The sequence below is a fragment of the Vibrio aerogenes genome (assembly GCF_024346755.1).
Taxonomy (GTDB): Bacteria; Pseudomonadota; Gammaproteobacteria; order Enterobacterales; family Vibrionaceae; genus Vibrio; species Vibrio aerogenes.
In genome coordinates this window covers 3904482-3916769 of record NZ_AP024861.1, presented here as the reverse complement: position 1 = coordinate 3916769, position 12288 = coordinate 3904482, and the positions used below count along the sequence as shown (strand labels likewise).

Annotated in this window: 7 protein-coding genes, 1 tRNA gene and 2 rRNA genes; 4 read left to right on the top strand and 6 right to left on the bottom strand. The window is 45.1% G+C overall.

Annotated elements, in window-relative coordinates; all coding sequences use genetic code 11:
• Positions 1 to 63 precede the first annotated feature (63 nt).
• The 3 genes from OCV29_RS17555 (at position 64) to OCV29_RS17545 (ending at position 3327) form a co-directional block, all read left to right on the top strand.
• Positions 64 to 2953 (top strand): 23S ribosomal RNA (locus tag OCV29_RS17555).
• 122 nt (positions 2954 to 3075) lie between these two features.
• Positions 3076 to 3191 (top strand): 5S ribosomal RNA (rrf, locus tag OCV29_RS17550).
• A gap of 45 nt (positions 3192 to 3236) precedes the next feature.
• Positions 3237 to 3327 (top strand) — tRNA-Ser (locus OCV29_RS17545).
• Between the two features lie 477 nt (positions 3328 to 3804).
• Here the strand turns inward: OCV29_RS17545 and OCV29_RS17540 are convergent.
• The 6 genes from OCV29_RS17540 to ilvG form a co-directional block, all read right to left on the bottom strand.
• Positions 3805 to 4053, bottom strand: a complete 249-nt coding sequence (locus OCV29_RS17540) for a helix-turn-helix domain-containing protein (protein ID WP_245796980.1) — start codon at positions 4051 to 4053, stop codon at positions 3805 to 3807.
• 201 nt (positions 4054 to 4254) lie between these two features.
• On the bottom strand, positions 4255 to 4551 hold the full coding sequence (locus tag OCV29_RS17535; RefSeq protein ID WP_139281717.1) for a hypothetical protein: 297 nt from the start codon (positions 4549 to 4551) through the stop codon (positions 4255 to 4257).
• 192 nt (positions 4552 to 4743) lie between these two features.
• Complete coding sequence (ilvA, locus tag OCV29_RS17530; RefSeq protein WP_073606100.1) at positions 4744 to 6270, bottom strand: threonine ammonia-lyase, biosynthetic; 1527 nt, start codon at positions 6268 to 6270, stop codon at positions 4744 to 4746.
• Position 6271: 1 nt separating this feature from the next.
• Positions 6272 to 8113, bottom strand: coding sequence for a dihydroxy-acid dehydratase (ilvD, locus tag OCV29_RS17525; protein WP_073606099.1), 1842 nt, complete (start codon positions 8111 to 8113; stop codon positions 6272 to 6274).
• Between the two features lie 123 nt (positions 8114 to 8236).
• Positions 8237 to 8521: an acetolactate synthase 2 small subunit gene (gene ilvM, locus OCV29_RS17520; RefSeq protein ID WP_073606079.1), complete on the bottom strand. Its 285-nt coding sequence runs from the start codon at positions 8519 to 8521 to the stop codon at positions 8237 to 8239.
• Between the two features lie 13 nt (positions 8522 to 8534).
• Complete coding sequence (ilvG, locus tag OCV29_RS17515; protein ID WP_073606080.1) at positions 8535 to 10181, bottom strand: acetolactate synthase 2 catalytic subunit; 1647 nt, start codon at positions 10179 to 10181, stop codon at positions 8535 to 8537.
• 508 nt (positions 10182 to 10689) lie between these two features.
• On the opposite strand from ilvG, the gene OCV29_RS17510 reads away from it, so the two are divergent.
• Entirely contained in the window at positions 10690 to 12213 is a 1524-nt protein-coding gene (locus tag OCV29_RS17510; RefSeq protein ID WP_073606081.1) for a YifB family Mg chelatase-like AAA ATPase, read from the top strand.
• The last annotated feature ends 75 nt before the right edge of the window (positions 12214 to 12288 follow it).

Genomic DNA, 12288 nt, shown 5'->3' with positions numbered 1-12288 from the left:
CATCATGTTTAAATAATTGCAGACACCTTGGTTGTTTGACTGTAAGACCCTTTGGGGTTGTATGGTTAAGTGACTAAGCGTATACGGTGGATGCCTTGGCAGTCAGAGGCGATGAAGGACGTACTAACTTGCGATAAGCCCGGATGAGGGAGTAAGACCCACATGAGTCCGGGATTTCCGAATGGGGAAACCCACCTGCAGCAGCAGGTATCTTTACCTGAATCCATAGGGTAAAGAGGCGAACCGGGGGAACTGAAACATCTAAGTACCCCGAGGAAAAGAAATCAACAGAGATTCCGGCAGTAGCGGCGAGCGACCCCGGATTAGCCCTTAAGTTTTATATGTGTCAGGTGAAGGCTCTGGAAAGTGCCGCGATACAGGGTGACAGCCCCGTAACCGAAGATGCATATAAGGTGAAAACGAGTAGGACGGGACACGTGATATCCTGTCTGAACATGGGGGGACCATCCTCCAAGGCTAAATACTCCTGACTGACCGATAGTGAACCAGTACCGTGAGGGAAAGGCGAAAAGAACCCCTGTGAGGGGAGTGAAACAGAACCTGAAACCGTATACGTACAAGCAGTAGGAGCCTCTTTTATGGGGTGACTGCGTACCTTTTGTATAATGGGTCAGCGACTTATATTCAGTGGCAAGGTTAACCGGATAGGGAAGCCGTAGCGAAAGCGAGTCTTAACTGGGCGTTCAGTCTCTGGATATAGACCCGAAACCGGGTGATCTAGCCATGGGCAGGTTGAAGGTTGAGTAACATCAACTGGAGGACCGAACCGACTAATGTTGAAAAATTAGCGGATGACTTGTGGCTAGGGGTGAAAGGCCAATCAAACCCGGAGATAGCTGGTTCTCCCCGAAAGCTATTTAGGTAGCGCCTCGGACGAATACTACTGGGGGTAGAGCACTGTTAAGGCTAGGGGGTCATCCCGACTTACCAACCCTTTGCAAACTCCGAATACCAGTAAGTACTATCCGGGAGACACACGGCGGGTGCTAACGTCCGTCGTGGAGAGGGAAACAACCCAGACCGCCAGCTAAGGTCCCAAATTATTGCTAAGTGGGAAACGATGTGGGAAGGCTCAGACAGCTAGGATGTTGGCTTAGAAGCAGCCATCATTTAAAGAAAGCGTAATAGCTCACTAGTCGAGTCGGCCTGCGCGGAAGATGTAACGGGGCTAAGCAATAAACCGAAGCTGCGGCAATACGATTTATCGTATTGGGTAGGGGAGCGTTCTGTAAGCGGCTGAAGGTGTGCTGTAAGGCATGCTGGACGTATCAGAAGTGCGAATGCTGACATGAGTAACGATAATGGGGGTGAAAAACCCCCACGCCGGAAGACCAAGGGTTCCTGTCCAACGTTAATCGGGGCAGGGTAAGTCGACCCCTAAGGCGAGGCTGAAAAGCGTAGTCGATGGGAAACGGGTTAATATTCCCGTACTTCTTACAATTGCGATGGGGGGACGGAGAAGGCTAGGTGGGCCAGGCGACGGTTGTCCTGGTTCAAGTGCGTAGGCTGTGGGATTAGGCAAATCCGGTTCCACGATAAGGCTGAGACACGATGTCGGGCTACTAAGGTAGTGAAGTCATTGATGCCATGCTTCCGGGAAAAGCCTCTAAGCTTCAGATTGTAAGGAATCGTACCCCAAACCGACACAGGTGGTCGGGTAGAGAATACCAAGGCGCTTGAGAGAACTCGGGTGAAGGAACTAGGCAAAATGGTACCGTAACTTCGGGAGAAGGTACGCTCTTGACGGTGAAGAGACTTGCTCTTGGAGCTGATGAGAGTCGCAGATACCAGGTGGCTGCAACTGTTTATTAAAAACACAGCACTGTGCAAAATCGTAAGATGACGTATACGGTGTGACGCCTGCCCGGTGCCGGAAGGTTAATTGATGGGGTTAGCTTAGGCGAAGCTCTTGATCGAAGCCCCGGTAAACGGCGGCCGTAACTATAACGGTCCTAAGGTAGCGAAATTCCTTGTCGGGTAAGTTCCGACCTGCACGAATGGCGTAATGATGGCCACGCTGTCTCCACCCGAGACTCAGTGAAATTGAAATCGCTGTGAAGATGCAGTGTACCCGCGGCTAGACGGAAAGACCCCGTGAACCTTTACTACAGCTTGGCACTGAACATTGAGCCTACATGTGTAGGATAGGTGGGAGGCTTTGAAGTGTGTACGCCAGTATGCATGGAGCCATCCTTGAAATACCACCCTTGTATGTTTGATGTTCTAACTTAGTCCCGTTATCCGGGACAAGGACAGTGTCTGGTGGGTAGTTTGACTGGGGCGGTCTCCTCCCAAAGAGTAACGGAGGAGCACGAAGGTGGGCTAATCACGGTTGGACATCGTGAGGTTAGTGCAATGGCATAAGCCCGCTTAACTGCGAGAGTGACGGCTCGAGCAGGTGCGAAAGCAGGTCATAGTGATCCGGTGGTTCTGAATGGAAGGGCCATCGCTCAACGGATAAAAGGTACTCCGGGGATAACAGGCTGATACCGCCCAAGAGTTCATATCGACGGCGGTGTTTGGCACCTCGATGTCGGCTCATCACATCCTGGGGCTGAAGTCGGTCCCAAGGGTATGGCTGTTCGCCATTTAAAGTGGTACGCGAGCTGGGTTTAGAACGTCGTGAGACAGTTCGGTCCCTATCTGCCGTGGGCGTTGGAGAATTGAAGGGGGCTGCTCCTAGTACGAGAGGACCGGAGTGGACGAACCTCTGGTGTTCGGGTTGTGTCGCCAGACGCATTGCCCGGTAGCTAAGTTCGGAATCGATAACCGCTGAAAGCATCTAAGCGGGAAGCGAGCCCTGAGATGAGTTCTCCCTGGCACTTTAAGTGCTCTGAAGGGTTGTCCGAGACCAGGACGTTGATAGGCAGGGTGTGTAAGCGTTGTGAGGCGTTGAGCTAACCTGTACTAATTGCCCGTGAGGCTTAACCATACAACACCCAAGGGGTTTTGTGGACTCAAGATTAAAGACAATTGGATGTGTAGAGAGTCAGTCAGTTTTCCAGAATTTTTGTTTTCACTTTTTTAAAAAGTGGAGATAAGAAACAGAATTTGCCTGGCGGCCATAGCGTTGTGGACCCACCTGAATCCATGCCGAACTCAGAAGTGAAACGCAATTGCGCCGATGGTAGTGTGGGGTTTCCCCATGTGAGAGTAGGTCACTGCCAGGCTTTATATTTTATCAATAGTAGATTTACTGTTGATCTACAATTTGTGGAGAGATGGCTGAGTGGTTGAAAGCACCGGTCTTGAAAACCGGCATACGTTAATAGCGTATCTAGGGTTCAAATCCCTATCTCTCCGCCACATAAGATAAAGCCGTTGTGTTCAACGGCTTTTTTCATTTCTGATGTATAATACCATTCTAGCTATTTAACTGGTCAGCTCGATCCACTCTCTCATACAGGTTCTGGCCACTCGTTTGGAGCAGGAAAGGAAGCTATTCCACGCATGACAAACTTTATCGACGATGTCGTCGTAATTCTCGAAAGTCATGTTGGCTAAATGATGGTTCACTGATCAAAGAGAATTGCTGGAGATGTTGTCGCACGACATCTTTGCCAATGTATGGAACAACTATCGCTTCTCCAATTCCTCTGCCTGGGCACACGGCTCTGAAGATATGAGTGTATTCAAATTGTTGTTGCCTGATTGCTCTGGGTCGAGAGCCTTTTTGTGCCCATAACCTCGTTGTTGTGTTTTGTTGACCAAACCTGGCTTCGTCCTGAAACCAGATGTCGACCTGCTTCAGGCTGATATGTCCGCGGATCTTAAGGATCGTTTCTATTTTGATTTTTTTAAAATCTTTCTGAGCGGAGCCTGACTGTTTAGGGTGTCTGGAGCGGGAAGTGATCCACGAAAATCCCATTTTTTTTTCAATAAAGTGTAGATGTGATCAGAGTGATAATCCTTGCCGAACTCTTCCTTAATATAGTGATGTATCTCTGCAGCCGTCAATCGCCCGCCTGTAGGTTTCGCTGCGTTTTCCTCAATGTATGAGCCAGTTGCCTTTGTTGGTCCGGGGTTAGCCATGCAGGACGGCTACTGTGAGACTTTTCTTGTAAGCCTTCCAGAGCCCTTCGCTGAGATAGACCTTTACCTATTTATTAACACTAGAGCGTGTTTATCTTTCACAGCCTAACCTGTAGTCGCCTGAAAATGGCTCACTCTGTGTTGCTCAAAGCTCATTTAGAATCACTAAACTACACTTTTCGCGCCTTGAGTGAGCCATTTTCAGGCACTACCCGAAGGGCTGGGGCCATTTTTTACTCTGACCGCGTTGGCAAATGTTAAATATAGATTGCTATTATCTAAATTTGCCGCCTTGCCAGAGTAAAAAATAGCCTCCAGCAGGAACGGCGATGAAAGATAAACACGCTCTAGTGCGGCTGACTTTAAGGAACTGAGCGATTTGAGTTCTGGAGTGTGACCTTCCTGAAAGTGAGCCAAAGCAAGTAATCTCATCTTTATCTGAACAGATTTTTGTTTGCGGGCAAGTACTTTGAAGTCTGTATCTTTAAGGCTATTCATCTGTCGTAGGGGGAGTGATTAAATAGCCTTAATTAGATCATATTATTAGCTAGAATTATATAAACGGGAAAACTCTAAGTACCAGCGAACAGTTTTTCGGTGAGGGTTAAAATATTTTGTTCAAAAAAATCCCTCACGTTACATGAGGGGTTTCTGCATAAAATGTAGTCTTGCTATATCAGATGATATTTTTTAAGACAGAAAAAAACTATAAGCCGGATTATCTGTTTCATCTTTATATTGGTACCCCAGTTCTACTAAATGTGCTGAGAACCTGTTTAAATCCGACTCACTCAGTTCAAATCCACATAATACCCGTCCATAATCTGCTCCATGGTTTCTATAATTAAACAGACTGATATTCCAATGAGTTCCCAGAGTGCTGAGAAAGTTTAAAAGAGCGCCTGGATATTCCGGAAATTCAAAAGAGTATAACCGCTCCTGAAGTGCTTTAGAGGGTTTCCCTCCAATCATATAGCGTATGTGTAGCTTTGCCATTTCGTCATCAGATAGATCAATGACAGGGTATCCTCCTTGTCGAAGATCATGAACAATTTGATTTAGTTCTTCTTGCCCACTGACAAGCCGGATACCTACAAATATATTTGCTAACTGATCTGAGCTATACCGATAGTTAAACTCTGTCACCGCCCGGCCACCGATAATCTGACAGAATTCGAAAAATGCTCCTTTTTGTTCAGGAATCGTGACAGCAAGTAAACCTTCTCTTTTTTCCCCAAGCTCGCACCTTTCAGATACATAACGTAATCCGTGGAAATTGGTATTTGCTCCGGATAATACGGCACCAAGCTGTTTATCTTTTAACTCCATTTGTTCAGCATATTTTTTTAGTCCGGCTAAGGAAAGTGCTCCTGCTGGTTCTGCTATAGCCCGGGTATCTTCAAAAATATCTTTTACCGCTGCACAAATTTCATCACTCGATACGGAGATATGTCCATCAATATATTCCTGACATAGCCTGAAAGTTTCATCACCTATACGTTTTACAGCAACACCATCAGCAAATAAGCTGACTTGTTCCAGTACAACTGGTTCTCCTGCATCTAATGCTGCTTTCAGGCAGGATGAATCTTCAGGTTCTACAGCAATTACTTTTATTTCAGGAAGAAGTTGTTTGACAAGAACCGCTATTCCTGCGGCAAGTCCCCCCCCTCCTACGGGTACGAATATGTAGTCAAGGTGTCCATTTTGCTGAAGCATCTCGATACCGATGGTTCCCTGACCTGCAATAACAAGGGGATGATCAAAAGGAGGAACAAAAGTGTATCCGTATTCTTCAGCCAGGCGCTCGGCTTCAGCCTTTGCTTCATCAAAATTATTACCGTGAAGCACAACTTCTCCGCCAAACCCTTTAACTGCATCAACTTTTATATCCGGAGTTGTTTGCGGCATCACAATAATCGTTTTAATTCCCAGTTTTGTTCCAGACAGAGCCATACCTTGAGCATGGTTTCCTGCTGAGGCTGCAATAACACCTGCCTGCTTTTGTTTCTCAGTCAGTTTGGACACCATGTTATATGCGCCACGCAGTTTGAATGAGTGTACCGGCTGTCGATCTTCTCTTTTTATCTGAACACTATTATTCAGGCGGGCTGAAAGCCTTTCCATTTCCTGAAGTGGTGTAACAACCGCTACATCGTAAACAGGAGCCCGTAATATTTGACGCAGATAATCTGCGCCAGTTTTTAATTCGGTCATCTTAATCATCCAGTTTAGATCTATCTCTAACTGCTCCTTTATCTGCACTGGTCGCCATACTTGCATAAGCTTTCAAAGCAAAAGATACATTACGATCACGGCTAACAGGTTTCCATCCAGCTTGGTTTTGGTGAGTTCGACGGTTTGTTAACTCTTCTTCAGAAACTTCCAGATCGATCGTTCTTTCCGGAATATTAATCGTAATGATATCTCCGTTTTTAACTAATCCAATTGCTCCGCCATTAGCCGCTTCAGGAGATGCGTGTCCAATTGACAAACCAGAAGTACCTCCGGAGAAGCGTCCGTCAGTGAGAAGTGCACACTCTTTTCCTAATCCCATGGATTTCAAATACGAAGTCGGGTAAAGCATTTCCTGCATACCCGGGCCACCTTTGGGTCCTTCATACCGGATCACAACGACATGTCCGGATTTAACCTGGCCATCCAGAATTCCCGCAACAGCATCTTCCTGACTCTCGAAAACAATGGCTGGTCCTTTGAATTTTAAATTACCCTCATCAACCCCTGCTGTTTTAACGATACATCCATCTAATGCAATATTTCCTTTCAGAACAGCGAGTCCTCCATCCTGACTGTACGCATGTTCTTTCGTTCTGATACACCCAGACTCTCTGTCATCGTCGAGAGTGTCCCAACGACACTCCTGTGAAAATGCTTCTGTTGTCCGTATTCCCGCAGGACCTGCTTTGTAGAAGCTTTTTACATCATCAGATGCAGTATCTACAATGTCGTAATTGGTTAACTGTTCAGCCATCGTCAGACCCAAAACAGTTTTTGTATCACTGTGAAGTAAGCCAGCACGATTTAATTCGCCTAAAATACCCATTACGCCACCGGCCCGGTGGACATCTTCCATATGATATTTTTGCGTTGATGGTGCGACTTTGCATAGGTGAGGCACTTTACGGGACATGCGGTCGATATCTTCCATTTTGAAATCGACATCACCTTCCTGGGCTGCAGCCAGCAGGTGAAGCACCGTGTTGGTTGAGCCTCCCATCGCAATATCTAAAGCCATGGCATTTTCAAATGCTGACTTTGTTGCGATATTTCTTGGAAGTGCTGTCTCATCATCTTGTTCATAATAACGTTTTGTCAGTTCGACGATTCTTTTTCCGGCATTGACGAAAAGTGATTTCCTGTCTGCGTGAGTGGCCAGCAATGAACCATTTCCTGGTTGTGATAAACCTAAAGCCTCTGTCAGACAGTTCATTGAATTGGCAGTAAACATACCGGAGCAAGAACCACATGTCGGACATGCAGAACGTTCAACTTGCTGGCTTTGTTCATCTGATATTTTGGGGTCGGCACCTTGGATCATGGCATCAACCAGATCTAGCTTTATGAGTTGATCTGAAAGCTTGGTTTTACCTGCTTCCATAGGACCGCCAGAGACAAAAATAACAGGAATATTAAGTCTCATTGATGCCATCAGCATTCCTGGTGTGATTTTATCACAATTTGAGATACAAACCATAGCATCGGCGCAATGTGCATTGACCATGTATTCAACAGAATCTGCGATTAATTCTCTGGAAGGCAGTGAATAAAGCATGCCTCCATGTCCCATAGCAATGCCGTCATCAACCGCTATCGTGTTAAATTCTTTAGCAATGCCGCCAGCTTGTTCAATCTCTTTTGCAACTAATTGTCCCAGATCTTTCAAATGCACATGGCCGGGAACGAATTGAGTAAATGAGTTTACCACGGCAATAATTGGTTTACCGAAGTCTTCTTCTTTCACTCCGGTTGCCCGCCACAGAGCTCTGGCTCCAGCCATGTTTCGGCCATGAGTTGTTGTTGCTGAACGATATTTTGGCATTTTTTCCCTCATATACTTTTTTCCCGGATAAATGGTATTGACCTGTCTTTTTTATCCCTGGTATTGCCATTTAAATTAAATATTCTGAACCATTTTATTCAAACTTAGAATGAATCACTATTTTTAAGCACAAACCATTTGCTGTAAATTATTGTTTGGTAAGGTATTAATGCTTATTTTTGTTACTTCGACGGTACGAATATCCCATAATTTTTCAATTTGGTTGATAAGAGTCGAAATAGGACGCTCACTATCAACTATGATCTCTACACTTGCGATATGACTTTCATGGTTTTGTGTTGCAGCAACTTGCTTAATAATGAAGCCCCGGTGGCGGACAACCCTCAACACACGTTCGAGAAGAACAGGTTTATCATCCGCTTTAATATCGATTAAATATCTTTCCATTTTCAGTGCTCCTTTATGTGTTTTCTAACATGTCGCTATTAGAGGCACCTGGTGGCACCAGTGGCCAAACATTTTCTTCTTCATCAATAATGACATGAAGTAAATAAGCGGTTTGACTTTCAAGCATTTCTTTTAATGCGGGTTCAACTTCTTCTTTTGTGGTGATTGTTTTACCCGGAATACCAAATGCCTGTGCCAGCATCACAAAGTCAGGGTTATCATCAAGAATGGTTTCACTGTGGCGACCGTCAAAGAATAAAGATTGCCATTGGCGAACCATTCCCAGGCGTTGGTTATTCAATAAAACTATTTTGACCGGAATTTGGCGTCGCTTTAGTGTTCCCAGCTCCTGTACATTCATCATAAACGATCCATCACCAGAAATGAGAATCGATTGATCATCAGGTCTTGAAACGGCTGCTCCCATTGCGGCCGGGAGACCAAATCCCATTGTGCCCAATCCTGCTGATGAAATGAAATTTTGCGGTTCCCGGGGCTGGATATGTTGAGCTGCCCACATTTGATGTTGTCCAACGTCTGTTGAAACCATTGCAGTATCAGGCATCATATCTGAAAGTTGTTTGAGTAAAAGTGGTGCGTAAATCAGTTCACCGGGATGATCGTAACGCCACTTGAATTCACTTCGGAGTGTCTCGCTATATTCGAGCCATGTTGTGATATCGTGACTTATTTCAAACTGCGGCAAGATTGTGTTGATATCACCTTTGAGTGCAGCATTCGTCTGGCGCAGCTTGTTAAACTCTGCTGCATCGATATCTATATGAATAACTTTTGCGTGAGGCGCAAAAGTTTCCAGCTTGCCTGTTACTCTGTCGTCAAACCGGGCTCCGACTGCAATGAGTAAGTCACATTCCTGTACGATCAAATTGGCAGCTTTGGTTCCGTGCATGCCCAGCATCCCCAGATAATGAGGATCATGTCTCTCTATTGACCCTAGTCCTTTCAGGGTACTCACTGAAGGCATTGGGTTTTGAGATAAAAAGTCGCGAACGGTTTGGGTTGCATGAGCCAGCTGAACACCACCACCAACATAAAGTACAGGACGCCGACATTCACAGAGTAGTGAGTGGGCGAGAGACATCTGTTCCTGACTGACAGATTGAACAGCTTTCGGAGCTTTCATTTCCTGAGTAATGTCTGGAACCTGGGCTAATTGTACGTCTTTAGCAATATCGACTAACACAGGCCCCGGACGTCCTGATTGCGCAACTTCAAATGCTTCTTCTAATGTCGAAGCCAACTCATTGATATCTGTGACCAGATAGCTGTGTTTTGTACAAGCCAGCGACATCCCAATGACATCCATTTCCTGAAATGCATCGGTACCGATTAATGAACTTGCAACTTGTCCGGTAATTGCGACAAGGGGGATTGAATCAAGAAAAGCGTCAGCAAGTCCGGTGACAAGGTTCGTTGCGCCGGGACCTGATGTTGCCATACACACGGCAACCTCCTGAGTTGCTCTTGCCATACCAATAGCCGCCATTGCTGCGCCTTGTTCATGCCGGCATAGTATATGTTCTATTCCACCATCGTATAAAGCATCATAAATAGGCATTATTGCGCCACCAGGGTATCCAAAAATAGTTTTGATACCTTGCTGCTGTATGGCTGCAACAACGAGTTGTGCACCGGTCATTCTTGACCTCCTGATTTATTCTCATTCTTGTCGATATATGTTGTGTTTATGGGGCACTTCATGTGTGACTCCATCCTTCCCGTATTATTCGTTTTTATTTTCTTAAGTTGAAAAAAAACCCCCGGACTTTTCAGTGCGGGGGTGTTGTGATTCTTTTGCTTATCTAACGTCCACCAGCCCCCGCGCGGTCCCAATAATGACCACGACTAGAATCAGGCTAATAAGTGAAGCAATGTGAACGTTTAACAGTTTCATACTAAGTTTAATATCTGACGAAAATCTCTACATCCATAGTGTTAACATACAATTCCGTTACATGACAAGTAAAAAATCATTCTTTTTTCATCTTTCTACATGATCGAGATCCGTTATATATATTATCAATTGAGAGAAATGGTCTTAATTTCATATCAATATGTAGTGATTCTGCCTCTATTTTATGGACTTGTTGTACTTGGGGGAAATCAACTTTTGGATTAATTTTTCAAAACTGAAGAAGGTTTATGTAATGGGATTAGCTGTGATTTATAGTCGTGCAAGTGTTGGTGTTGAAGCTCCTTTAGTGACTGTGGAGGTTCATATCAGTAATGGCATGCCTGGATTTACACTGGTAGGTTTACCTGAAACGACTGTCAAAGAATCCAGAGATCGTGTTCGTAGTGCCATTATTCATTCTCGTTTTGAATTTCCGCCAAAACGTATCACGGTCAACCTGGCTCCGGCAGATCTACCAAAAGAAGGCGGCAGATTTGATTTACCTATTGCTTTGGGAATTCTTGCTGCATCAGAGCAAATTATCTCTGAAGATATAGAGCACTATGAATTTCTGGGGGAGCTGGCATTATCTGGTGTACTCCGGTCCGTGAAAGGTGTATTACCCGCAGCATTAGCTGCAGGTAAAGATGAACGTTGTCTGATCATTCCTGATGAGAATGGTGATCAGGCTGCACTGGTTGGAAAACATCGTCATTTATCTGCCCGAAGCTTGTTGGAAGTTTGTCAGGCGCTTTGTGGTGAAACGGCCCTTTCATTAAATCAGTCACCTCACCGTTTATCTGAAGAGAGTTCACACCGGGATTTACAGGATATTATTGGTCAGCAGCAGGGAAAACGAGCTTTGGAGATTGCTGCAGCTGGACACCATAATTTATTGTTTCTTGGACCTCCGGGAACCGGAAAGACGATGCTTGCATCAAGGTTGTGTGATTTGATACCTGATATGACCAATGAAGAAGCTTTGGAAACCGCTGCGGTTGCATCACTTACTCAGCAAGAAATACATCAGTATAACTGGAAGAAACGTCCATTCAGAGCACCACATCATTCAAGCTCAATGGCAGCTCTTGTCGGAGGCGGGTCTGTGCCGCGCCCCGGGGAAATTTCTCTGGCACATAATGGGCTTTTATTTCTGGATGAGATGCCCGAATTTGAACGTAAAGTGCTTGATTCATTGCGTGAACCTTTGGAATCTGGAGAGATAATTATTTCACGGGCACAGGGGAAAACCCGCTTTCCGGCAAGATTCCAGTTGGTTGGGGCATTAAATCCAAGTCTCTCGGGGTGTTATGAGCCAGAAAGTGTGCATGTTAATCCTCAGCATATACTACGTTATTTGAGTCGAATTTCCGGACCTTTGCTTGACCGCTTTGATTTATCAGTTGAAATTCCTGCTTTACCTAAAGGTATGTTGTCAAATGGCGGGGGACGGGGAGAGTCGACTTTGACTGTTCGTAGTCGTGTGATACAGGCTCGAAAGATTATGATGGCACGAAGTAATAAAGCGAATGCATTATTGTCGAATCAGGAAATAGAAAAATTTTGTGTGCTTGAACATGAAGATGCAGAGTTTCTTGAAAATGCTTTACATCATTTAGGATTATCTGTTCGTGCATATCACCGGATTATTAAAGTTGCCAGAACCATTGCCGACTTAGCCGGTGACGAAAAAATATCCCGTCAACATCTGGCTGAAGCGCTTGGATACAGAGCCATGGATCGTCTGTTAAAACAATTAACAGCAATGAGTGTTTAGCCGGGCCGATATTAAAAAATCAGGTTATTTTGAATGTATGAGTCGTTAGTCTCATGAGGTGAGAATGCATCTTTT

What these genes read in the sequence shown, in the direction of transcription:
- OCV29_RS17540 (WP_245796980.1), bottom strand. Translation starts at nt 4,053, where the DNA reads ATGGCTAACCCCGGACCAACAAAGGCAACTGGCTCATACATTGAGGAA.
- OCV29_RS17535 (WP_139281717.1), bottom strand. Translation starts at nt 4,551, where the DNA reads ATGAATAGCCTTAAAGATACAGACTTCAAAGTACTTGCCCGCAAACAA.
- ilvA (WP_073606100.1), bottom strand. Translation starts at nt 6,270, where the DNA reads ATGACCGAATTAAAAACTGGCGCAGATTATCTGCGTCAAATATTACGG.
- ilvD (WP_073606099.1), bottom strand. Translation starts at nt 8,113, where the DNA reads ATGCCAAAATATCGTTCAGCAACAACAACTCATGGCCGAAACATGGCT.
- ilvM (WP_073606079.1), bottom strand. Translation starts at nt 8,521, where the DNA reads ATGGAAAGATATTTAATCGATATTAAAGCGGATGATAAACCTGTTCTT.
- ilvG (WP_073606080.1), bottom strand. Translation starts at nt 10,181, where the DNA reads ATGACCGGTGCACAACTCGTTGTTGCAGCCATACAGCAGCAAGGTATC.
- OCV29_RS17510 (WP_073606081.1), top strand. Translation starts at nt 10,690, where the DNA reads ATGGGATTAGCTGTGATTTATAGTCGTGCAAGTGTTGGTGTTGAAGCT.